This is a genomic window from Tateyamaria sp. ANG-S1, assembly GCF_000814025.1.
In the GTDB taxonomy this organism is placed as follows: domain Bacteria; phylum Pseudomonadota; class Alphaproteobacteria; order Rhodobacterales; family Rhodobacteraceae; genus Tateyamaria.
The window spans coordinates 60,782-84,814 of record NZ_JWLL01000008.1; the positions used below are offsets into that span (position 1 = coordinate 60,782).

A 24,033-nucleotide genomic window follows, 5' to 3' on the forward strand; every position below is an offset into this window, starting at 1 on the left:
ACAATCTCTCCCGCTAGGTTAACGTTATGTCTAAATGTTGAGACACTCTTGCGTCCAGGTTGTCATTCAAATTGACCAATCCGTTAACGATTTTGGCTTTGCACCGCGACCATAGTTGGAACAACGAGCTCGACTCAACTCTACTTATACGATTATTCTACCCCAGGTGGCGCTTCCAAAACCTAAACGCAAAAAAGCGTGACCGAACACAGTGTTTAGAAAAGAGAGACGCGTTATGCACAATCATGGCGGATCAAATGGGACGGCTGGGAACGACACACTCACCTGGAACGCGGAACACCACGGCGGTGGGGGCATCCAAGCGCGGCAGGGTGATGATTACATAACTGGTATAGCCAGCCGAAGTGGAAGTAACCAAATCCACCTATGGGGCAATGAAGGCAACGATACCATTGTTATGGACTTTTCTCTTGCCCAATGGGGACAAGGTCATCACGTGCGAGGTGACTCGGATGGTATCGTGGAAGGCCGAGGGGCAGATGTCTTTCACTTCGCGAACATTGACAACATTCCATCAGGCAATGTGATAGTTGGCCGGATTGAAGATTACGACCATTCCAGTGGTGGCGATGAAATAAAAGTTGGCAGCCACACACTCAACCTTGATGCCATTCCCGCGTCTGGTGCGACTTTGCCGTCAGGTATTAAAGTCAAAGTTGTTGAATTTGAAGGTGTACACACAGATCCTAATAATGTTGGAACACAACAATGGCTTTTGATTGAAAACACCAACGGTGGGTACATTTTTTACGCTCTGGAAGGCGCCCGTGTGGACACCGGTTCGGGCACCAATCAAGAACAGCATTTCCTGGCATTTAACCAAGTCCCGGATTTTTCTACGCTGCAGGGCGTGGCATACACGGACCCTGTGAATTACGTCCCTGCGGAATACACAACTACTGATGGCAATATCATCAACGATTACGATGAAACACCGGCAGATGCGATTGAGATTATTCAAGGAACAAGTGGTGTGGATCTGATCGCAGCAGGATTGAACAACGACATTGTAGAAGCAGGACATGGCGCTGACAGAGTCTGGGGCGGCAGCGGTCACGACACTGTTTATGGTGGCAACGGAAAGGACACAATTAACGGCGGCCTTGGCGATGACCATCTACTTGGTGGCGCCGATAATGACATTATTGGAGGGAATAGCGGCCGCGACACCCTCGACGGCAATGCAGGCAATGATCGTCTATATGGTGACGACGGGAATGACTTGCTGCAGGGAGGATCCGGAAACGACTTCTTGGCCGGTGGCAACGGCAACGACACTTTGCGTGGCGGCAACAACAACGATCAGTTGAGAGGCCACAATGGGAATGACAAGTTGTTTGGCGAGAGTGGCAAAGACTCGCTCCGAGGTGGAAACGGAGCAGACACTATAGATGGCGGTTCCGGTGGTGACACTTTGAAGGGTGAAGGCGGGAACGATATTCTCATCGGCGGTCAGGGGACCGATATTCTTACGGGAGGTTCGGGCTCCGACCTTTTTGAATTTAAGACTGGCGACTTGTTAGATTGGGACCGTCTCACTGGTAACTGGGGAGAAAAAATAGACCAACTCGATTTGATTACAGACTTCGTACTTGGACAGGACAAAATCGATTTTAGCGTTTTCGCGGGTGTATCGTCGCTGTCCGACTTAACGGCGAACAAGATCTATGACGGAGACAACATGTTATTCATGGTAACGGTCCGGGATACGAATGAACGTGTCCGTGTCGACGTCGATGACGCGACCAGTTGGAATGCGTTCATGCACGAAGACAACTTCATTTTCTAAAGCGTTGAAGCTGACTAACATAAAAAAGGCGAACCGTACGGCTCGCCTTTCCAGTAGATAGGTAAGCCACTGAAATTCAAACGGTGTGATTTTCTGACTAATAGCTGTCATAGGAGCAGGCGCAGCGAAGGGGCACTTCGTCCCGCGATGTGTGAATTCGTGTGGGTCAAGATTTCGGTAGCACGGCGAGCGGCCTGTGTAGATGACTCCTGCATAGCAAGTCCTTTTTGATCTGATTTGTACATTTGCCAGAAGCAGTCATGTGTCCGGCCTGTTTGTGCGGTTTTGACCGCTGGCCCTGATGGGTTCCGCAAACCAAGTTCCTATCAGCTCTTCGGGCTATTTCACCCGCGCCATTCGGCGGAGTTTCTTGGCGTTGGCGGCAGACTTATGCACCATCATCTCGCGGGTCTTGCTAGTTCATTGTTCCTTTCGTCTCAGACGGCAGCACGTGCGCTATAGTGCTCGTTGCGGGTGAGCACTGCCCAGACAATCCGGGCGGTCTTGTTGGCCATTGCGACGGTTGCGACACGGGCGGGTTTGCGTTCGAGCAATGACGTCAACCACTTTCTGGTGCGTTCGGGGTGGGACCGTGTTTGTCGGGCCAGTGATGTCATGCTGGCGACAAGCAATGATCGTAGATACTGGTCTCCCATTTTGGTGATCCGCCCCAGCTTCTCCTTGCCACCACTGGATTTGTTCGCGGGCGTCAGACCGAGCCACGCGGCAAACTCTCGACCGTTTCTGAGCTGATGGCCGCCTCCGATGCTGGCAATGTGAACTGGTCGCATTTTTTGGACAGTTTTGCAGTTTTTCTAAGGTGTATCAGATTTATGTTTCATGCAGCTTTTCGCTCTTTCAAGCCCGCCCAATACGCGTTGTCGGGCGTTTGCCGATCAAACGCGGAATGGGGTCGCTCCGTGTTGTAGAATATCATCGAGCCCTTGATGACGCGCCGGGCCTGTAAGCCGTCACTGATTTCTGCGAGGTAGATCGCGTCCTGCTTGAGGCTGCGCCACAGCCGTTCAATGAAGATGTTGTCCAGGTATCGACCGCGCCCGTCCATCGAGATGCGTACGCCGGCCTCGGTCAGGGTCGTGATCCACGCGGCTCCTGTGAACTGCGATCCTTGATCTGTGTTGCATATTTCAGGCGGGCCGTATTGGGCGATTGCCTCCTACACAACCTCGACGCAGAAGTCCGCGTGCATCGTGTTGCTCAGTCTCCAACGAAGCACTTTGCGCGTGGCCCAATCCATGATCGCGACCAGGTACAAGAAGCCGTTCTTGACCGGCATGAATGTGATATCAGCGCACCAGACCTGGTTTGGGCGGTCGAGAGTCATATTCCTCAGCAAGTACGGAAACACCGGGTGCTGCGGGTGCGGCTGGCTGGTTCGGGGGCGTTTGTAGATTGCCTCCAGGCCCAACTCCGTCAGTTCGCGCGCCCAATGATGGGCGCTGCTGCAAGATTCCATACCGATCAGGCAGGGCTCCAACTTCGCAAATAAGGGAAGAAACTGCGCCCGCCGCAGGGGCTTGTTGAACACAACGTGCTCAGTGGCAGTGATCCGGTGGACCTGGAGAACGTTCTTGGCCAGACCAACGCCAATTGTGGTAACTTGCATGGGGTGGCTCTTTTCATAAGCAGATTGAGACACCTTTACTATGGCGCATTGCGACGCCGGTTGGAGCAGGAGCCATCCACCCCATCAGTTCTGATGGACCGCACAGCAGCTTCGTGACCTAAGTTGGAAGGTCGGCTCTGGGCCGATCCATGAAGGTTTCGAGGCGGCAACCGGTGGGTTGCTGCGTTTGCCCCAACGGCGATAACGAGTCCAAAGTACCTAATTCTACAGGCCGAATGAAAATTCGCTTTGCGTATTTACAATCTGCCCAATGACCGAACACTATAGCTCCGCGTGTAGGATTACAAAAGGTGCGGGTTGCGGGAACAGCCCGCGAAAAATGATTTTTCAAACGTAAAGAGGTGAGGTGATGCTTGCGTTATTGGGCTTACTAGGTCTTGCTGTCGTAATTCCAGCGCTAATCGACGGCGATGATAGCGAAGATGTCAACAGTGATTTCATAGATAGCGAAGAAACTGTAGAGGACACAAACGGCGCTGTGGACCTTACAGAAGAAAGGCAAGCCTTTAGCGAAGATAACTTTTTTGAAGGTTCCGAAGACGGTTCGGCTGTTATTGGGAATAGTTCGTCTAATCTGTTTTGGGGACAGGCAGGCGATGATGTTTTCGAAGCACGAGGTGGAGCAGACTTAATTCGCGGGTTTAATGGAAACGATACACTTGGAGCAGGAAGTGGTGACGATACGGTATTCGGTGGGTTCGGTGATGATAGCATCAACGCAGTGAGTGGAAACGATAACGTATTCGGGAATCAAGGCGACGATTCCCTGAATTTAGGTCGTGGAGATGACACCGCGTTTGGTGGATCGGGCAACGACTCCGTTTATGGCGGTTACGGCAACGACGAGCTTCATGGCGGCGCCGGAAACGACACTATAGATGGCGTCACCGGCTCCGACTTGATTTACGGCGGCGCAGGGAACGATGTCATAAATTCGAACTCTCAGCAGGGAGACCTTCAGCCGGGTACTGATACAGTGTTTGGTGGAGATGGTGATGACGACATAAGTAGTTCTTACGGTAACTCTGAAGTGTACGGTGGGGACGGTGACGATACGTTAGCTTCTGGATTTGGTACACATACACTTTCTGGTGGTGCAGGTGATGATAGCATTTTCGCTAGCAGGGGCAGCAACGCGATGGGAGACGACGGAGATGATACAATTCGCGTCACTCCGGGTGCAACCGCTTCGGGAGGCTTTGGCAACGACACGATAATCGCTCAAGTTGGAGGAGGCTTTAGTAGCGACACGACAATCCCAGCCAGTGTCGTTAATGGAGGCGACGGGAACGACGAGTTCGTTATAAGCCTAAGCAAGGCAACTATTTCTAGTGCAGATTTTGATGAGCAACCGGTGCGAATAACAGATTACGATGAAGCTGAAGATGTGATCCTCATCAACGTCATTGATCGCATCGATATTGTGACAGAGGTGGTAACATCCCTTGATGGAAATGGCGTAGAAATACTTGTTGACGGGGTTAGTGTTGCGCACGTACTTGGCGGATCAGTTGATTTGCTAATTGCTTTTGTCACCCCGTGATGCAATCGCGGTCTCGTTCCGCTACGCCACCGTTCCATCATTCGCGGTTGTATAGTCGCTGCGAACAACGGTCGCCTTGGAAACGAATAAATTGAGCGTCAATTGCAACGATCAAGCGACAACAAGTTAGAACAGCGCCTGATATTTCGGGTATCAATGGCAACAAGTTAGCGACTGCTGACGTTCCGTTAGCCGAACCAAATGGTCGATATGTCCGCGATCTGTAAGTTCGACCATCGTTCAATTGTGCGCTTGCAGCGAATGTCCGGTAACCAGGCTGTGACCGCAGCATCTTGAAGGTTAGTCTAAGTTCGGCTTTGGGCCGTCCGTGATGATCGCCCCAACCCTGACCGGGCAAATGCTGCGCTGCATCCGAGGGCGGCGATGAGCCCATTCCGATCAATGCTGCATCAATGCTGCGGTCTGCATGAATGTCAGTGATGCGCAGAAAGCGGACACTGCAAATTTGCAAAGTATGGATTGCCCACTTAGCGGGTGCGGGTTCAAACCGCTCTTTCAGTAGAGGCTACCAATGCTATATCCGTAGATCGCATTGCCGACATTGGAAACGGTCGGATAGCCGTGCGGCTGACACGCCACTCAACGATGCGCCGGGCAAAGACGTCGATGACGAAAGCCACATAGACAAACCCCTGCCATGTCGCGACGTAGGTGAAGTCACTCACCTAGAGCACGTTTGGCGCTGACGCATCGAACTGGCGGTTCACCTTGTCCAATGGGCACGGCAGCGCCTTGTCCGGGATCTTTGTTTTGAGTTTCTTACCGCGTACGACGCCTTCAATCCCGATATCCTGGCGAATACTTGTTCGTCGTCTTTGTCACGATGCTCCATCCTACTGACGAGTTGGAGCCTGCGGCAAACCCGGCGCGGTTCAGTTCACAGTAAGAGGTATGGTCGCTGCTGAGCATGCGCGCCAAACCGGTTTTGAGCAGCTTAACCTGGCACTCTTAGATGTGCTTTGCACATTACGGCTGCGCGACGAACGAAAGATCAATGTCTGGTACTGGCCGACCACATAAGCTTTTCTGCGGTCGCAGTCGCAGGGATCAAAGCTGTGTCCGGGGCGGATTTACCGCACGTTAACTCTGAGGCCTTTTGGTTGAGACGATAACAACCTGGGGATTCGGAAATGCACGATCACGTCTGGATTGTAGAAGTATGTCAGGACTTGAAGGCGTACGCACGCGAACACCAAATGGTGCATCTAGAAAGTGAGCTGGATGACGCTATAGATGCGGCACGCCATGATGTGTTTTTGCACTCTTTGGTTTTGGGTCATGAAACGGTGAGAGACTGCGCTGTCCTCGGACGCTCGATAGGATTCTGCCAACACACAACAGACGATGCAGATGACACCGGAACCAGTTTCTCAGCGTGTTGCTAATGACAATCGACGGCCCAGTTGGCGCCGTCGTGCTGGCCTCGACCTTATGTTTTTCTTGGGCGCAACGGTCACTCTCATTCAGCTCGTCGCCGCATCTTGGTTCATTTTTTGATGCACAAAACCGTAAGAGAATTCAGTTGCCGTAGATTCCGGGACAGTATCTCCCCACTGCGTATCTATCTGGCTTGATCGAATCGAACCCTGTGCGGGAATATGTGTGCGGGTCTTGGAGCGCGCCCGCGTGAGATACCCTCGCGGCATTTATTGCAGGCCCATTCTACACTCGGGGTTTGAGTGCAAGAGGCGCTGTTGTTCCCGCTTGCAAAACTCAACCCCGTTCTTCCATTAATCCGTTCAATGTCTGACGCTTACGGCCGCTTGCGTAACCTACGGCGTTACATGGTCATGGGCACCGGGCACTCTCAAAGATAAGCGCGCATCGAGTGGCCCTAAGCGTTCAATGAGGTGATGACGGATTGAGCTGAACTAAAGCTATCTGGGAAAGCCGCCACAGACTCCGAGGATCTGCTCAACTGTTGGATGGCAGGTCAAGATCCTCGGTGTCCCGTTCACTCAGTGACATCTTGGCGTTGCGTCGTCCATACCATCACCGTTCGATGGCAGAAGAAGTCTTTAACCTTGATCCTGCAAATTTTCCGCACTCAACAAAGAGGACGGAAACAATGATTCACTTTCTTTATGGCGAGGTGTTGGTATCTAAACCAGTCCTGGCGCATTCAATGTTCGTGGACCGGGGTGCGCAGTTCAAAACGCGTCTCGGTTGGGACGTCACGGTCAACGAGTTTGGCGAAGAGCGGGATGAGTATGACTTGCTCAACCCACTGTATGTGATTGTCGCTGACGAGCATGGCCGACACGAAGCATCAATGCGTCTCCTTCCAACAACAGGCCAAACGATGGTGAATGACCATTTTTTGGACATAAACAACGGCGTGTCCATCGAAAGCCCGCTTGTTTGGGAGTGTACGCGCTTTTGTACGTCGCCAGATGCTCGACCACATTCAGCAACCAAATTAATGGCTGCTGGTGGCAAGGTTATGCAAGAGAGTTGCATCGAGCACTTTGTCGGTGTCTTCGACCGCAGAATGATGCCGGTGTATCGCCGGATCGGCACTGTTCCGACTGTCGTGGGATGGTCTCAGGGCGAAATCAATAAAATCGGTATCGGACTGTGGGACTACTGTGCCGACGACTACAAGCGTTTGCTGGATAGATGCGGTGTTTCTGACATCGAGATGGAACTCTTTTTTGCGAACTCTGGATTGTTTGACACCCAACTCATGGACACGCAAACGATCGCCGCTTGATGGCTGGCTGGGCGGCAGATAAGTTCGCCCACTTGCTCTCATCCGGGGCCGTAGGAGGCATTGGCCGCGAAGCCCTGAGCCGCTGATATCGCGATCTGAAAACGCGCCATTAAGGTACTCGACATACATCCAAGATCTCCCATCCAGTTTGGACTAAATTCAGCGCGCAAAGCGAACTTGAGCGGCCCAGCTTGTGAAGGTGTATCAGGTCCAACAACAGTCCAAAGGCCAATCTTTGTGGCACACAAATGCAAGGAGCGAGAAAGACCGCCGTGATCTTTAAGCAACAGGAAGACGGTGCGTTGGTGTCAACTTGAGGTGGAGGGAAACACTTTTACTATGACGTCGAAGCTATCAATTCCAGCGACATCACCCGTTATCACATCCATGAACAAGCCCGAAGAGGCAGAACCTTCGCCAACCTGATCGATGATAGGGATACCAACGTGCAATTCTGCGACACCTTCAATGGATGCGACGACCTCCCCATCGACCAGAATGTCTGTCCCGATTGGCAAACCTATAGATTCAACCCGATCAGTCAAATCGTAACTTGCGTCGTCAAATGCACCAGGCGCGCCTCCTCCAAGATAAACAACAAGCGCATCCTCTGATGGCGAAAAATCAAGTATCTGCGCCGCAGGATTTACTGCGTTGTCCAGATGATAGACTTCGAAAGAGTCCGCGCCCGCGCCACCGACACCGATGTCACCATTGGACAGCAGCAAATGGTCATCCCCTTCGCCTCCTATGAGGGTATCAAAAGAGCTGTTCGTTAGAGTATTTATGTCAGACACGCGGCTATTTTGGTCAAAATTCTCGCTTGTCGCGTTGCCAATCAGCCAATCGTCTCCGGCGCCTCCTCGAAGCTCCACGTCTCCCTCAAAGGCGAGCAAATGATCGTTCCCGCCGCCGCCATAAAGTATTGCGTTGTGGCCAGTCGCGACTGCCAATTCATTTGCGTCTCCCCCATGGAATTCAGCGCCGTGCGCATTTACTGCAAGTAAGGCGAAAGAACTCGTGTCAGACACAATGTCAGAGCCGTAAACAACATCACCCATTCCAGCGTGAATTTCCCCACCAGTAAGTCCGGACGCGTCCACAGTGTCCTCTCCGACGCCCGTTACCACATGTGCAATGCTTCCGTTCACTTCTAGGTACTCGTTTCCCCCGCCCAGGTGCACGTTATGAAACTCGCCTTCCTCTGCAACGAATGTGGCTGTTTGACCAATGACATTGGTGTATCCTGATGCAGTCTGGTCATCGAAAGGCGCGTTTGACACGATAGGTTCATCAATGCGATCTCCTAATACTAGATCTGAGGAAAGATCCGTTGAAACCGCTGGGGCGCTCGGCGCAACATCGCTGTCTAGTAGGCTCAGATCCAAAGTGACGGCCATACCTCCATCCACACTCTCCCCGTCTTTTTGCTCGGGTTGTTCGCTGTCGTCATCATGATCAAACAGGAAAAAACTGCCGGCGATAACACCGCCCACCGCCACGGCCAAAGATACCAACATACAGACTCACCATCCTTACCACACTACAACTGTATCCAACGCGGCACATGTGGCAATTGAAGATTGCGAAACTGGTAAACCGCTCTACTAATTGTCTTAGGAGTGGCGTCGTCAAACGATCTCAAGCAGCTTGTATGCTTTCCTGCGGTACGCTGACATCGCTGACATCGCTGACGTAAAAGTGAGGACATAAAGTGACGGCAAATTCCGGTGGCACGCCACGTTTGAGCAGTGTTCTTGTGCCGACGGCATTTGGCCCCAAGCGCAAACAGATTTGTGGTGGCGTATGGACAGACAATGCCTCGCTGAACCGGCACATTTTGAGCGTTGGTCGTCTCAAAAACCTGGTCACAGATGCAGAACTCGGCTCAATAGTCCAAACCATTCCCTCAGCAGTTTTTGGAGGCTACGCGATTGACCATTTCGGCCACTTTTTGACTGAGAGCGTAGGGTACCTACCGAATGCACTCTCCGATACCAGCGCGGGACCTCTGATGTTTCTGGCAGGAAATCGAAAATCGCAACATCTCAAACCTTGGCAAACTAACCTGTTGAAGACACTTGGTTGGTCAAATAAGGCGTATATCGTAAGTCGCTCAACGCTTGTGCGAAACCTCGCGATCCCGGAAGTCTCCTTTCATCAAAACAGAGCCCCCTATGGAGACGCTGCAGGTTTGAGGTGGCGTGACAGGCTCTTTCCTGAACTCCGGTCGGCAGATGGCGCAAAGATTTATGTGAGCAGAAGCAGAGTAGAAGCCAATCTGGGACGCTTCAAAAATGAAGAGCACCTTGAACATGTCTTAAGAACGTTTGGGTACGACATTTTCCACCCGCAAAACCATTCGATAGCCGAGCAAGTGAAGGTATACCGGACGGCGTCGCACGTGGTTTTAGCGGAGAGTTCGGCCATCCATCTCATCAATCTCGTATGCTCTTCGACCCAGAGAGTCGCGCTGATTCAAAGGCGGCCGAAGTTACACAGTTCGATAAAGCGCGCCACGCGGTACTTCGCACGAGCTCAGATTGTTGGTATTGACGCGATTCTAAATTTCGAAGGAGAAAAAGGTGTAGCGTGGCCAGCCTATCGTGGCATCAGTACTGTTGATTTCGACCAGATTCTACTGGCGTTAGAAGAGCTGTCTTTCATAAAGCCTTCGACAACCCGACTTAAGCAGGAAACGCTCAAAATGCGCCCATTGGACGATGCCGCCATTTCTAACAACGTTTCAGTTCTATCGCGGACTTGGGAGCCCTAATGAGTTTAAAGCAGGAGCGAGCGCTAGGAGTGAAGCACTCATTTACCTTCGAGGCGTTTTGGTTGCCTTGACCTAGGCGGGATAGAACATGAAAACATTGTCAAAGCTGACAACAGGTTCGGACCTTACGGTGTGCGTGGAATATGCCCCAGAATAGTCCGGATCTTGCCAGCATAAGCGTTCATCTTGGCGCCTTTGCCACCTCAGCCCTTGCGCTACAGTCTACTTTGAAGTTGCAAAAGAGCCGCTTGCAACGTCAAGGTGTCTGCTATTTGGGGCCAGATCAACTCAGAGGGCCGACCGGCTTGTTGTTCCCGGGCGGCCGCGAAAACCGTAGCCCATCGGTCTGCGCAGACCATAATGACGCTGCAATTCGAACTCTTATAAAAAAGCACCAAGAACATTATCCACTCAAACACTTGATCCTATCTGACGGCGCGTTGCTTGGGTCTGCAAGGCGATTGACTGTAGATGGAAAGTTGTACCCGGACGCAAAAGAAAATTTATCCGTTCTTCCGGCTTGGATCGATAGTGAGGCAACAACTGTGTTCTTATCTGTCCGTCATAAAGGTGATCTTGTTGCGGAAGAAGTTTGTCGCGTTGCAATGCGACGCGCGCTACCAGATATTTCGCGCATCGAGGACGTGTTGTGGAGCGATCTCACCTCCTGGAGTACCGTCGTTGCATGGGTCCATGCGCATTTTAGCAAGTCCAAATCACTGCTGTGGCGGCATGAAGACTTCGAACAGGTATCTGCATCGGTTGTACGTGCCTTGACGAACGGCACACTCAATCACCTAAAGCAAACGAAACCATCAGAATTGCTCTCCGCGCGGGCTATGCGTTACCTTCAAAGCATTGCGGACCCGACCGGCAAAGTCGATATGCCTACTGTCCGAGCGCGGTATGCTATGAAGCATTTCCCAGTGTCGCCAGAGTTTCCTCTTTTCTCAATTGGTACCTCTACTCAACAACGTTATCTCGACACCCAATACGAATACGAATGGTCCGAAATAACCGGCATGTGGCCCGATAGTATTTTGTCCATAGCTTAGATCTGCGGCAACTGCGTTTTCGACAGACGCGCCGGTCGCGGTCTCCTGCAGCGACAAACTGTGGATCGCAAAGGTGCCAAACTTACCTATTTTCTGCGGTCGGGCTCCTCAAAGAAGCTCCAGCAATTCTCAAACCCTTTCTTGTCGGCTTTGTGGTGAATGCGACTCTGGTCCATGCGTGAGAACAGTGTGTTCGCGGCGCGAGTTCTGAGCAAAAGCTCTCGCAAAACGCGGCCCGAAACGTCATCCCGCGCCGACGCCTCTAAAAGCTGCGCCAGCAGGTTGAGCATAAGGTCAGTGTTTCCTAGCGCGAAGCGATCCAGCCCAGGAAAGCCGTTCTTTGTCGAAGGTTCAGTATGCGCGTAGATATTGTCAGCCGGATGCCCCTCTAGTCCGCGCTCAGCTTCATATGCTTTCATGGTGTTTGAGAAAAAGAAGCCGGCGGTGCCAACATGGCGTTGCGCCTCTGACGTTCCATGCTCCATGAATGTCTGTAACACTGAAATGAGCCACCGGGTTGGCAAGGTTGCGAGCATTATGCGGTATTCATTCTCCCACAAGTGACAGAAAAGGCGTTTTGCATGTTGTGTGTGCGGTGTTGAGCGGCGCAGGTAGCTGATCGCGAATGCATTGTAAAAGCATACAAGCGGCAGCCCTCGAAAGCGATGGCGCAGGATCCGGTCTTGCTGATGCATATCGTGCCGACCGCCGCCTGGAAATGCTTCCTCGCCTTCTGTCAGATCGATACACGCCTGTTTAAAATCTGTCGAAAGATCGGGCAGCAAGTTTGGCGGTTCCTGGCTGCGAACGCGCAACTCGGTCCGGTCCCACAACGCGGACAGCTCGTCGGCGAGGTGATTTGGACGAACAGGGTTAGGAGGCCAGTCCCCGGCATGCTCTTCGTTTTGGGCCAAATCCTCGGATGCCGAAGTAGAGGTCGCAATACCCTCGTCGGCGCTTTTTTGGGACGGGGTGGTGAGATACTTCCGTGCATTGCGTTTCGCATAGACGGACGCATAAGATTTGTTGACGACCTCTAGGGCTTGCACAATTTGCGGATCCGGCGCTTTGTTTTCCTGATACATGCTGTAGGTGTCCTTTTTGACGAGAAGCCTCGGCATCGCCGCGTCAGCAAAGCGTTGAACCACCGACCCTTCCGTGTAACGCGTGTAGGGCAGGGCAACGAACCGGTCGCCGAACCGGTCTTGAGCCTTTCTGAGCACTGATGGCCAAGACCGATGCCCTCGAATGCCGTTGGCAAACTTATCGAAGTCTGTGGCAGACGCTCTATGTTTTAGGTTCTGGTTGTATACACTTCTCAGCCAGTCGTCTTCATCCCGCACAAAGAAATAGTAGGTGCATTCGAAGATGTCGCCCAGTGCGTCATCGATGAGCTTTACGTTTTCAAATAGGCGTGGATACACCCTCCGAACGCGGCCCCGACCCACAAGACCACCGGACAGATCTTCACTCGAGATGAAGACCTCTCTTGCATTCGCCAGCAGCAGCAAATCTTGCAAGTCCTTTGCCACCGCGCTCGCTGCGTCCCAATCCTTGGCTTGCAACGCAGTCCCAAGCTGCTTCACCAGAGGATCGGTAACATACAGCGCGTCTCTTGCTGTCAGGATGTCGGTCGAAACGTGATCTCTGAGAAACGCCTGTATGGACGTTGAACCCGTTTTATGTGGTCCCAAGTGGACATGAAGGTTTCGCAAAACAAACAACTCTCTGCTTTGTCCGGGGACATAGGCCTATTCTACACCATATTTCGCGACGCAAGCCAGAGCACTGGGTCACGCATCCACTACCTGATGGATAGCGCATACAAAATTGAAGACGCGGGCGTAAGAGGCCGCGTTTTCTTGGCAATTCCAGCCCGTGGGCAAAAGGATAGCTGTGGGTTGTGGGTCGCATGCCGTAACGGTCCAGACGCCGACAAAAATCATTTGGAACGCTCTGTTGGCAAAAAGCCAGGTCACTTGGTATCTTACCCACCAAAAGACATTGTGAATGGTTACTGGTTTTATAGGTGTTCACGAAGCTTAGTGCGCGCGCTGCCCCATCGGTGTTGGCTAATCATCACAGTGGCACTGGGCATAGACCTCCGGCCACGCGTTGGAATCGGCGGCAACCTTTAGGGTCGGGCGCCCAAGAGGGTGGCGGGAAACGTCTTAGAGTTCATTGCAGAGCCACCCCATTGCGACGGGTCCACTAGCGCCGGCCCGCAGCAAAATAGCTTGTTGAAGACCTAGACAATCGCCTGAGCCGCTGAGCATTGCATGCGGTTTACACCGGGCTCTTCCGCGAGATGCTCGGTTTGAGGCCGGTTTTTGAGGCAGAATCTCAATATACCCGTTTTCTAACCTATATGCTGGATGCCTTCCACTTTCACATATCTTTTGCCCTGTTAACTGAGCTTTATCGTGCTGGGTGCTACCTCTCGTACGCGCCCAAGCTTAGAGCACAACATGCACCTCCCCATGTCCCGGTCCGAAATTGCCGAGTTTCTGAATGTAAGCTCAGCCGATGTCGAGTTGTTTTGGCAGTCAGGCCAACTGCGCAGATCACTCTGCTGCCCTTGCCGACCAATCTCATCCCTCAATTACAGCACCGTCTACGACGTACTCGAGTGTACTCTGACTCTTCACAAACATCCTTTCAACCTGTCGAAGGACTCTGCCACTCGTTGGATTGAGCTTTTGGCAGAAACAGATGACTTACACAGTTTCGAAAACGCATCAGCACAGAAGCGTACCACCCGTTTGGCAGATGCAGCGATGGCGACCGGACTTGCCGCCGTGCCACGGAAGTGTGCGGCCATCGCGAAGATATTGATTTGCGAACAGGCCGCTCTTGTTCGTATGTGTAAAGTCACACCGAACGATTTTGGGGCCGAGGCAAGCGCTCCGTGAGTTCTATCGATGGTGTGGTGTGTCCAATCTAGGTTCGAATGATCATGCGCCGCGACTAGTGTCTCTGTTAAATGCAGATTGCGGCCATGCGCACTATGAACGTTGCAACACGGATAGAGCGAAGGTGTACTTCAACATCAAACGCCAACGCAGCCTTCCCAACTGCCTGCGCTCGTTCCAGTCACACGGATGACCTACGCAGTTTTCTCAAATTTGCAAATGGTCCACGCATTGCGACAAAGCTGTAGTGCCTGCACAAAGGTTTTCGCGCCTTGGAAAGAGCCGTTCGGGGCGGTCTTTAAGCTCTCTACAGTCATCCGCAGCCAACGCCTTTGTGGAATCACGCGTCTCTGGAGTAGACCGTTATTTGTCGAAGGAATGCACTATCCGTTGGCGCGAGCACATTAGTCGACCTGACGTCTATTTTAGCGTGTTCAATTTGAAAAAACGGAAATGAGTAGTATATCTCAAAAGAAGAAACAGGCGCTTGCGTGATTGGCCTTTTGACCCCGCGCTGCAGCTAAAAGAGCCATGGATTCACGCGGTGTGTATCTTCTTGCGGCGTGAAAAATGCTCCGGCGTAGTGACCAACCAGAAAGGCACCGAGAGGGCTAAGCTCTCGGTGCCCAAATCAAAAAGTTATTTCAGTTCTTTGATGAGTTTAGTGACTGCTCAGTCGCCGAATACCTAAAGAGTCTTACGTCAAGGTTAACCATAGAGCGATATCTGGGGTGCTGTATCGACCTTTTTATTCGTCACTATTCATTAGAAATATGGCAAAGAGCTTTGCGCAACATGCACCTCTGCATGTCGCTCAATCGGTGCGTCGAAGCGGACCGCACACTACCAGCGATGGAATGCTGAGAGAAATGCTTTGCCCACGTCTCACCGATGATTAAGTTTACCTTTGAGCTGAGCCATCTATTCCCTTTCGTTTATGCAAACATCTTTGAAAATTTCTTCTGATCGACTCAAAAAATCGGCGGCGTTGACGTAGTCGAATGACGCGTAAAACTCATCCAATACAACCCCGGTAAGCTCACGGCTTGTGTATTGCGCTACAATCTCATCATAATGGTCTTCCAAAGTGGTGTCTGTTGGACATGTATTTAACACAATGACGATACCCGTTGGTTTGCAGCCGATAACTTCAAGTTTGAGTTCGGGCCTATAGCGCTGCAAAATTGGAACCATTTTCCAAACGTCTCCAGTCCATCCGCCTTTCGGTCTGTCCCTTAGACTGCGGACAGTCATATCAAAGGTTGGTGGACAGCAATCATGCAATGCAATCGCACCACCGATCTTCGTGTTTCGCTCAATATTGATAAAGTCGCGCAATAGAAATTCAAAAAGATGCATTCCATCCAAGAAACTGAAAGATAAGCGTATATTATTGATTTTTAGAAAATTTGAGCAAAAAAATACATCACTCGTTGATTGGAAAAAGAAAGAAGAGCGCTTCATTTGAAGAACGTTGGAAGAGATCTGAAACTTGGGATCGACGGCGATAGCATTCCCACGTGCTGGAGCGAAAGAACGGCCATTTCTGGTCCCGATCTCAAGATACCATTCGAACAGATTTTTGGCATGGAGTTTGTTCAAGAACGCTAAGTAGCGGATGTCGTTTGCCGGTTTGAACATTGCGATTTGTATCCGCCCTTTTGTATGTATAGCGTTTTCGATCTCAGCGATAAAATGCAGTTCCCCGCACTGCTCTTGTGATCCGACGGATGGCGCCACATTGCAAGATAAGTATGATTGCCAAACAAGCGAGGCATGATCATGGAGGCGCAGCCGTGCGAAAGCATTGAACGTCGCTGTGCGCCATTGTCACCCTGCAAACAGCTTACCCAGCGGCTATGCGCGTAGCGTCTCAACGCACCGCTCAAGACACTTGTTCATTCACAGCGGCGACCAGATCGTAGCGACGGATATCACCAAAGGCGTTCATAGTAAGGAACCCGTGCGCGTCTTTCAATGCATTAGACATGAACTCGCGCGCTCATCGCCGTTTTCACACCAGTTCCTTCATACGCGCCCTGGGAGCTGTGTTTGCTGGACACTTTGAGGCGCGCCAATAGACCTGGTGAGCGACACCAGCCAGTGTACAAGATCCGTGGCGTTGAACGACTCTTAAGCCTTCAGTTCCCATACACAGCATAGGTTTGCGCACATTCGCGATGGCAAACTGGACCGGCGGCTCTCCGAGAGATTCATTTGTCAAAGCTCTATCCGCGTCTCTCTATCTCATATCTGACTGGTCAGCGTCAAATTCCGCTCGGCCTTCAACCATCCTGCGTCTTCAAAAGCGTGTCAGACACCTCCACCACGTCGTATGCGATCCCTGATGGTTGAATGATGCTGATGCCGGTGCCGTGCTTTCGGCCCAAGTCTTGCGCGTCACGCGCAGCTTAGTGCGCCGACAAAGTGCTAATAATCTACTCGTCGCCGGAACGGCTTTCGTTCATTATGTGTCTCCGACCGCAGAGATCAGGCCAACCTCAAATTAAGGATCTCCCCTTGGCGCAAGTCCAACTTCAAGCAGGCGCTTTCAACCCATTGGTTCTCTCTGTCACCGATGGTTCACGAAAAAACCTACTGCACGTGATATCACGTCCGAGTTGACCCCTGATCCGTACAAGAAGCTCAATCGCTTGAATTAAATTGAAAACAATTGCCACACTCTTGGCAAAGTAAGCCCTCAGAATAGCAACTGATATTAGCCAGTTATCCCGCCACGATGGCGGAGTGGGCTGGTGTCTGAGAACAATACTGTAACCTTTGTGATTGAAAACCTCGGTGCTGCAAGCGAGACGCTTGGCGAAGAGCACTTTGGTGCAAATATGCTGTTTCACGCTGACCGTACTGACGAGGGTTCGGACTTTGTCAACCTGATCGAGGATTCAGGTATAACGTCTATTCGTTATCCCGGTGGTACAATTGCTGAGCAATTTTTCGACCTATCTAACCCAAACCAAGAATTCGTTAGTAATTATTTCGACGTCAGAGCAGGTCGACCTAACATTGAAACCCGCGAAGTACTTCCGCTATCGGATTATCTTGAATTTGTGCATGGTATTGATGGTCAAGTTACTATCGTTCTACCAACATTTAGGTACTTCGATGATACTACACGAACCTTGAGCAGCAATGCCGAGGCCGAAATTACACAATTTGTGACAGCGCTCTTAAATGGCGAATTTGGCCCAGTGAGCGATTTCAATTTTGAACTCGGCAATGAATGGTACCAAAGCAACTTTGATTGGACAGCGGCTGAGTTCGGCCATTTGCAAGCCGAAATTGCTCGGATGGTTGCCGAGGCATCCGAAGCCTTGGGCATGCGCAACAGGGTAGATATCTTTGCGCAGGGCGACGCCGATCCGCAGGACAATGCAGTGCTCGCCAGTTATTTTGGAGGCACATATAGCGCTTACCTTGACGGCGTTTTAGCGCATATCTATGGCGCAAATTCACGAGGAAACACTTTGGGCATCGGTGGTGCGATACAGCCTCGGCTCGACACCATGATGCAACCATGGGAAAGTTTGTCGGAGGCCGAACTCCTTCTGGCTATCACTGAGTGGAATGTAGGAGAGAGCGGCGAAGATAGTACACTCATCAATGGCTTGATGCGGTCTGCACCGCTGCTGCGTATGTTTGCTGAATTGGTCCAGTCCGACATCGACATGGCCCATATCTGGTCTGTGCAAACCGCCGGGCCCGCCGGCTTGAGTGGGCGGGAAGGGACCGGATCCGATTGGTCACCGACTGGCTATCTCTACAATATGCTGATTGATGGTGCGCTGGGGTCAACCTTGGTAGACACAGGGGCTTCATTCCGTTTGCGTGATGAAACAAATGCGGTGGTCGGATATACCTACACATTCTCACAGAATGGCCGCACCGATATATTCTTCTCTTCAGGCGTTGCCTATGACGTCAGTGTCGGCGTCAACCTTTCCGATTGGCTTGTAGGCGCAACTCATGTTTACGCGTCGGTCCTTACAAGTGCACCTGGCACCACTGGCACAGAACATCACGCCACAGCCTCTTTAGAATTTGTGACAGGTCTTAATCAACTACTATCCCTTGGGTCATCCAGCGGTCTATCATTTGAGATCGGTTCTTATGAGACGGTCCAGCTGACTATTACTTACGGAACTGGAATTGACTTACAAGCCGACCAACAAGTGGCGATTCCTGACACGCTCACCGGTAGCCAACTTGGTGATACAATAGATGGGGGGATGGGTTCGGATACTCTCATGGGTTTAGGGGGGCGCGACTCTCTCGTCGGAGGTTCGGGCGACGACTTCATTTTTGGAGGCCACCACCACGATACGATTCTTGGCGGTCAAGGCGACGACTCAATTGAAGGCGGCGATGGACGCGACTCCCTGCAAGGTGGCGAAGGCAATGATTCGATCTACGGCGGTACTTGGAACGATAGTATCTGGGGGGGTAACGGTTCCGATTCTCTTACTGGTGGCCTTGGAAACGATCATATCTTCGGTGAAGAAGGCAACGACATTTTGTTCGGCGGCGCAGGGAGTGACTTACTCGATGGCGGCGTAGGCAGTGATTATGTGTTTGGCGACGCTGGCAATGATAGGATTATCATTGATCGAGATGACAGCTTAGTGAATGGGGGAGAAGGTGCTGACACAGTTTCGCTGGCGACCGTCGAAGCGGGAACAACCGTTTGGACACGTATCGGGGTCTTTGAGATCGGAATAGATCAGATCCTATTCGAAGAAATTGAAGTGATTGAAACAACAGAGCACGCTGATAGAATATCTCTTTCCGGAAGAGTTGAAACGGTTTTTTCCCTTGGTGGTAGCGACACTTTACAGATTTGGAACTCTGAAAATGTATCGGTACACTTAGGCAATGGCGATGATACCGTACTTGCTTATGATGGTCACCAAAATTTGATATATGGCGATAACGGCGAAGATTTATTTCGTATATTTCACGGATCCAATACATTTTTCGGCGGTTTCGGCAACGACACATTTGAGATTCTTAGCCCATTAGGTACGGTAGTTGGTTTTAACGAGGGAGATGGGCATGACACTGTCCATCATTTCAACGTTGGGCGGGACAGTTTACTTCTTGATGCCGGTTTGCAGACAAGTTTTAGTGTCGAAAATATGCAGGGCGGATCACTTATTCGCTTTGATGACAATAACTCCATTTCATTAATGGGAGTGTATGGTCTTGATATGAATGATGTTTTTGACTTTTTCTGAGGCCTATTCTGAATTCATGCGCTATTTAATACACGGTTTTCTGCCGATGTATCCTACGGTTGCGTGACCACAACATGTGATGTGGAGGGTTTGGGACGATGCGGCCATCGATATCGTACATCCTCGCCAGCTTCATCGGCAATCCACATTTCGGCAAAAGCTATGCTGCCAATCTGAACCATGCGCATGAAGAACTGCAAGACTTGGTTGAGCGTGTGACAATTGAGTTGGAGTTGCTCAACGTGGTGCAAGACCTTTAGGCGGGGTTTTCTTGCGGCCACTTGTGATCCCCGCGTAGGACTGCCGCATGATCCTCTGGTATAACTTTGGAGTAGTACCGCTCAATCATCGCCACTGATGTGCGCATGTTGATTGCCAGCTTGTACACGTCCATCAACGGATCCTGCATGGCCCAAGTGGCGTAGGTGTGCCGGAACGAATAGCTGGAGAACTTGCGACCAAAGGCATCTGTGCGCAAGTCACACGCTTCTAGCAGCTTGTTCAGCGATTTGTTGAATGTTGTTATGCGTCCACCGTCGATATTGCAGAATAAGGGCGTTTCTGGCGTTGGCAGTGTTTGAAAGCGCATCCGGTAGATCTTCTGAATTTGCTCAAGATGCGTGATCACCGTTTTCATCGGCACCAACGGAGCCGGCTTCTTGCCCTTGCCATAGGCATGGATTGTGATGCGGCTATCTACGGTTCGCTTTGACTGAGCCTCTTCAAAACCTTCGATATGGCCCCAGTTGAGGTTGAACATTTCCTTTGGGCGCATGCCCGTGTCTGTGGCGATCAGAATGAAGTTGTGCAACATACCACGCGCAAAAAGCACGTCAGGCTGGCCAACACTCTCAACCAAGCGTTGTTCGCTGGTGAGAACCAACTTGGAATATTGCTCTTTGCTGAATGCGGGTCGTTTGTCCGAATTGACCTTGGGCAACTCCTGCTGAGGAACGTCACTGGCTTTGATCAGGCCTTTGCGAACCGCATGTTTGAACACGCCACGCAGGATCACGTTCTCGCGTTTGAGCGTGGCGTCATTGGCTTCCTCATGCTTTGCCAACGGAAGCACTTCTCTGCCATTCCGCCAGTACGGTGTCAGGTGCTTTTGGTTCGCACCATCTCCAGTGGTCCAGTAGTGACGACGCCAATCCGTGTAGTCCTGCATCTTGCCATAGGTGATCGCCGTTACCGCGATGGTTTTGAAGAACCCGATCAAATAGCGGGAAACAACAGCATCCGCATACTTAGCCTTTGTCAGCTTGCTTGGGTCGCGTTCCGCTTCCACATACAATGTTTTAACATAGTCCTTGGCGACAGATTTGAATGATCCATTGGCCGCCAGTATCCCATGTTTGGCTTGGAACACAGCATCTCGGTATTTGTCATCAGCGATCCGTAAAGCTTCGTCATCATCGTCAGTGCCAAGCGCGTACTTGATCTGCGGGAAACCAGAGATCGAAAACCGTATGTTCCAGCGGTTGGAATTTTTGGGCTTGAAGAACCGATAGGGTAGGTCTGTTCGATCCCTCAAATCCATCAGATTACCCCGCACCGTTTTTGCGCATAGGTGCCACTCTGCACTAGCACTGCGCTAAACGCAGGATTCTTTACTCTGTAAGTTGTTGATTTCATTGATGCCAAAATCACTGTTCTAACGCTGTTCTAGCGTAGTGTGAAACCGCCAAAGGATCAAATTATCGGTTATATCTCTGATTTTATTGAGATTTGTGGTGCTGCTGGAGAGAATTGAACTCTCGACCTCTCCCTTACCAAGGGAGTGCTCTACCTCTGAGCTACAGCAGCGCCGTGCGCGGCGGGATAGCCCCAAACCGCTACCCATGCAAGCCCATTCTGGACGCCAAATGCGCCCTGCGGTACAGAAGCGCCATGGCAGATAAATCCCCTTCCAAGGCAAAAGCGTCGGATGATCGCGAAGCGCGGCTGAAACAGTCACTCAAGGCCAACATGGCCAAGCGCAAGGCGCAGGCGCGGGCGCGGGCAGAGGCAGGCAAAAAGCAGGAGCAAGACAATGGATAGCATTCTGGTCAAGGGCGGCGGCGCGCTCAACGGGCAGATCCCCATCGCGGGGGCCAAGAATGCCTGCCTGACGCTGATGCCTGCGACCCTGCTCAGCGATGAGCCGCTGACGCTGACCAACGCGCCGCGCCTGTCGGACATCAAGACGATGACTCAGCTTCTGGCGTCCCTCGGGGCCGAGGTCACATCGCTGCAGGACGGCAAGGTGCTGGCCATGTCGACCCATGGCGACATCAACACCCGCGCCGAATACGACATCGTGCGCAAGATGCGCGCCTCGAACCTGGTCCTCGGGCCCTTGCTCGCCCGCGAAGGCCATGCCGAAGTGTCGCTGCCCGGCGGCTGCGCCATTGGGGCACGCCCCATGGACATCCACACCGATGGCCTGACCAAGATGGGGGCCGAGATCGACCTGCGCGACGGTTACCTGCATGCCAAGGCGGATGGCGGCAAACTCAAGGGCGCGGTGATCGACTTCCCCTTCGCCTCGGTCGGGGCCACCGAGAACATCATGATGGCCGCCACGCTCGCCAAGGGCACAACCGTTATCAACAACGCCGCGCGCGAGCCCGAGATCGTGGACCTCGCCACCTGCCTGCGGGCCATGGGCGCGCAGATCGACGGGGACGGCACACCCACCATCACCATTCAAGGCGTGGACAAACTGCACGGCGCCACCCACCGCGTCGTCACCGACAGGATCGAGTTGGGCACCTACATGCTGGCCCCCGCGATCTGCGGTGGCGAGGTTGAACTGCTGGGCGGCAAGATCGACCTGCTCGGCGCGTTCTGCGAGAAACTCGACGCCGCAGGCATTAACGTCGAAGAGACGGACAAAGGGCTGAAAGTCGCGCGCAAGAACGGGCGCATCCGCGCCGTGGACGTGACCACTGAACCCTTCCCAGGCTTCCCCACGGACCTGCAAGCACAGATGATGGCGCTCCTTTGCACCGCCGAAGGGACCTCGGTCCTAGAGGAAAAGATCTTTGAAAACCGGTTCATGCACGCCCCCGAACTCACGCGCATGGGCGCTGACATCGACGTGCAGGGCGGCACGGCAACGGTCACGGGCGTTGAAAAACTCAAAGGCGCGCCGGTCATGGCCACGGACCTGCGGGCCAGCGTCAGCCTGATCCTCGCGGGCCTCGCCGCCGAAGGGGAAACACGGGTCGCCCGCGTCTACCACCTCGACCGCGGCTACGAACATGTGGTGCGCAAACTGTCGGGCGTGGGCGCCAATATCGAACGGATCGCGGGGGACTGATGCAGGACGCACGGTTTGAAGACGGGCGCGAGTCGCCTCTAAATCTGGGTGCGCTCGACGTGGACGACCTGCAGGTGATCTCGTCCCTGGCGCAGGATGCGGTGTTCCCGGTGACCGAGATGACATGGGACCGCAAGGCGCACCGCTTCGGTCTGCTGCTCAACCGCTTCCGGTGGGAGGATCAGGGCACCAGCCGCCACGCCCCCGAACGGGTGCAATCGGTGCTAGCCTTCGACACGGTTCTCAAGGTGGCCAGCCAGGGCGTCGACCGCTCGGACAAGGACGTGATCCTGTCGCTCCTGTCGGTGACATTCGATGCAGGCGAGGATGGCAGCGGTGACATCCTCCTGACGCTGGCGGGTGACGGCGCGATCCGACTGACGGTTGAGGCGATCGAGGCCACGCTTAGGGACGTGACGCGGCCCTACAAGGCGCCGTCGAAATCCGTGCCGCAGCACGATGACTGAGCCATCCGCGCGTCGCCTGACCGGCGCAGATGCGCCGGACTGGCAACGCTTGCGGCTCGAAGCCCTTTCAACCTACCCGGAGGCGTTCCTGACCACCCATGACGAGGCGGCCGCGGTGCCCATAAGTGCCATCGCCAAGCGACTGGACACCGGCCATACGCTTGGCGTGTTTCAAGACACTGCGATGGTCGGCATCGGCAGCCTGAACCAATTGACCAAGGCGCAAACGAAACACAGGGCCGAGATCGGCGCGTTTTTCGTCCGGCCCGCAGCTCAAGGCACCGGAGCGGCGGCAGCGCTCATGGAGGCCATGGCGGAGGGCGCGCAGCAGATCGGCGTGCGGCAATTGGAGCTTTACGTGGCCGCCAGCAATACCCGCGCCATCGCGTTCTACACCCGCGCAGGCTTCCGCGAAGTGGGGCAGATCCCCAACGCGACGCTCAGCAACGGGGTGTTCGAGACCGACTTGATCATGGTGCGCGAGCTGTCGTAAGGCCGATCCTGATCCGTCGGGTGCATGGCACGTGCGCCT

Annotated in this window: 15 protein-coding genes, 1 tRNA gene and 4 pseudogenes; 11 read left to right on the forward strand and 9 right to left on the reverse strand. The window is 52.8% G+C overall.

What is annotated here, in order from left to right; all coding sequences use genetic code 11:
* The first annotated feature begins 235 nt into the window (after positions 1-235).
* Positions 236-1,810: a calcium-binding protein gene (locus tag RA29_RS22940; protein ID WP_152613057.1), complete on the forward strand. Its 1,575-nt coding sequence runs from the start codon at positions 236-238 to the stop codon at positions 1,808-1,810.
* 437 nt (positions 1,811-2,247) lie between these two features.
* On the opposite strand, the pseudogene RA29_RS16815 reads toward RA29_RS22940, so the two are convergent.
* The 3 pseudogenes from RA29_RS16815 to RA29_RS23650 all read right to left on the reverse strand — a co-directional run.
* A pseudogene (locus RA29_RS16815) lies at positions 2,248-2,583 on the reverse strand (transposase); the annotation flags it as partial.
* Between the two features lie 65 nt (positions 2,584-2,648).
* Positions 2,649-3,239 (reverse strand): annotated as a pseudogene (locus RA29_RS23645) (IS3 family transposase); the annotation flags it as partial.
* Positions 3,228-3,437 (reverse strand): annotated as a pseudogene (locus tag RA29_RS23650) (IS110 family transposase); the annotation flags it as partial. The pseudogenes RA29_RS23650 and RA29_RS23645, both read right to left, overlap by 12 nt.
* Before the next feature lie 370 nt (positions 3,438-3,807).
* On the opposite strand from RA29_RS23650, the gene RA29_RS22055 reads away from it, so the two are divergent.
* Positions 3,808-5,001 carry a calcium-binding protein gene (locus RA29_RS22055; protein ID WP_052249734.1) on the forward strand — a complete coding sequence of 398 codons (1,194 nt, stop codon included), beginning with the start codon at positions 3,808-3,810 and terminating at the stop codon, positions 4,999-5,001.
* 578 nt (positions 5,002-5,579) lie between these two features.
* Here the strand turns inward: RA29_RS22055 and RA29_RS22950 are convergent.
* Positions 5,580-5,822 (reverse strand): annotated as a pseudogene (locus RA29_RS22950) (DDE-type integrase/transposase/recombinase); the annotation flags it as partial.
* A gap of 1,202 nt (positions 5,823-7,024) precedes the next feature.
* On the opposite strand from RA29_RS22950, the gene RA29_RS16830 reads away from it, so the two are divergent.
* Positions 7,025-7,735: an acyl-homoserine-lactone synthase gene (locus RA29_RS16830; protein WP_152613059.1), complete on the forward strand. Its 711-nt coding sequence runs from the start codon at positions 7,025-7,027 to the stop codon at positions 7,733-7,735.
* 308 nt (positions 7,736-8,043) lie between these two features.
* Here the strand turns inward: RA29_RS16830 and RA29_RS16835 are convergent, their stop codons facing one another.
* Positions 8,044-9,255 carry a hypothetical protein gene (locus RA29_RS16835; protein WP_039688129.1) on the reverse strand — a complete coding sequence of 404 codons (1,212 nt, stop codon included), beginning with the start codon at positions 9,253-9,255 and terminating at the stop codon, positions 8,044-8,046.
* Between the two features lie 194 nt (positions 9,256-9,449).
* Here RA29_RS16835 and RA29_RS22535 point away from each other — a divergent pair, with 194 nt between their 5' ends.
* Together RA29_RS22535 and RA29_RS22955 are read left to right on the forward strand one after the other, a co-directional pair.
* Positions 9,450-10,511, forward strand: a complete 1,062-nt coding sequence (locus RA29_RS22535) for a glycosyltransferase 61 family protein (RefSeq protein WP_082029588.1) — start codon at positions 9,450-9,452, stop codon at positions 10,509-10,511.
* A gap of 143 nt (positions 10,512-10,654) precedes the next feature.
* A complete protein-coding gene (locus RA29_RS22955; protein WP_152613060.1) occupies positions 10,655-11,566 on the forward strand; it encodes a hypothetical protein in 912 nt (303 codons plus the stop codon).
* Between the two features lie 86 nt (positions 11,567-11,652).
* Here the strand turns inward: RA29_RS22955 and RA29_RS22060 are convergent, their stop codons facing one another.
* Together RA29_RS22060 and RA29_RS16855 are read right to left on the reverse strand one after the other, a co-directional pair.
* Positions 11,653-13,290: a hypothetical protein gene (locus tag RA29_RS22060; RefSeq protein ID WP_193743563.1), complete on the reverse strand. Its 1,638-nt coding sequence runs from the start codon at positions 13,288-13,290 to the stop codon at positions 11,653-11,655.
* A gap of 2,109 nt (positions 13,291-15,399) precedes the next feature.
* Positions 15,400-16,119, reverse strand: a complete 720-nt coding sequence (locus RA29_RS16855) for a hypothetical protein (RefSeq protein WP_193743564.1) — start codon at positions 16,117-16,119, stop codon at positions 15,400-15,402.
* A 1,115-nt stretch (positions 16,120-17,234) separates the two neighbouring features.
* On the opposite strand from RA29_RS16855, the gene RA29_RS16860 reads away from it, so the two are divergent.
* Both RA29_RS16860 and RA29_RS23300 read left to right on the forward strand, forming a co-directional pair.
* Positions 17,235-19,730 carry a calcium-binding protein gene (locus tag RA29_RS16860; RefSeq protein ID WP_039688134.1) on the forward strand — a complete coding sequence of 832 codons (2,496 nt, stop codon included), beginning with the start codon at positions 17,235-17,237 and terminating at the stop codon, positions 19,728-19,730.
* A gap of 98 nt (positions 19,731-19,828) precedes the next feature.
* Positions 19,829-19,990 (forward strand): hypothetical protein, encoded by a 162-nt coding sequence (locus RA29_RS23300; protein WP_193743565.1) that lies wholly within the window; start codon positions 19,829-19,831, stop codon positions 19,988-19,990.
* Here RA29_RS23300 and RA29_RS16865 read toward each other — a convergent pair.
* The gene (locus RA29_RS16865) at positions 19,987-21,270 is read right to left on the reverse strand and encodes a tyrosine-type recombinase/integrase (RefSeq protein ID WP_039688136.1); all 1,284 of its coding nucleotides are present in this window, start codon (positions 21,268-21,270) and stop codon (positions 19,987-19,989) included. The genes RA29_RS23300 and RA29_RS16865 overlap by 4 nt on opposite strands.
* A 191-nt stretch (positions 21,271-21,461) precedes the next feature.
* Positions 21,462-21,536: transfer RNA gene (locus RA29_RS16870), tRNA-Thr, on the reverse strand.
* An 84-nt stretch (positions 21,537-21,620) separates the two neighbouring features.
* On the opposite strand from RA29_RS16870, the gene RA29_RS23305 reads away from it, so the two are divergent.
* The 4 genes from RA29_RS23305 to RA29_RS16890 are packed head-to-tail and all read left to right on the forward strand — an operon-like array spanning position 21,621 to position 23,994.
* Complete coding sequence (locus tag RA29_RS23305; protein WP_193743566.1) at positions 21,621-21,770, forward strand: hypothetical protein; 150 nt, start codon at positions 21,621-21,623, stop codon at positions 21,768-21,770.
* Positions 21,763-23,034: a UDP-N-acetylglucosamine 1-carboxyvinyltransferase gene (murA, locus tag RA29_RS16880; protein WP_039688140.1), complete on the forward strand. Its 1,272-nt coding sequence runs from the start codon at positions 21,763-21,765 to the stop codon at positions 23,032-23,034. Before RA29_RS23305 ends, murA begins: the two co-directional genes overlap by 8 nt.
* A complete protein-coding gene (locus tag RA29_RS16885; RefSeq protein ID WP_039688142.1) occupies positions 23,034-23,501 on the forward strand; it encodes a DUF2948 family protein in 468 nt (155 codons plus the stop codon). Before murA ends, RA29_RS16885 begins: the two co-directional genes overlap by 1 nt.
* Positions 23,494-23,994: a GNAT family protein gene (locus RA29_RS16890; protein ID WP_039688144.1), complete on the forward strand. Its 501-nt coding sequence runs from the start codon at positions 23,494-23,496 to the stop codon at positions 23,992-23,994. Before RA29_RS16885 ends, RA29_RS16890 begins: the two co-directional genes overlap by 8 nt.
* Positions 23,995-24,033 lie beyond the last annotated feature (39 nt).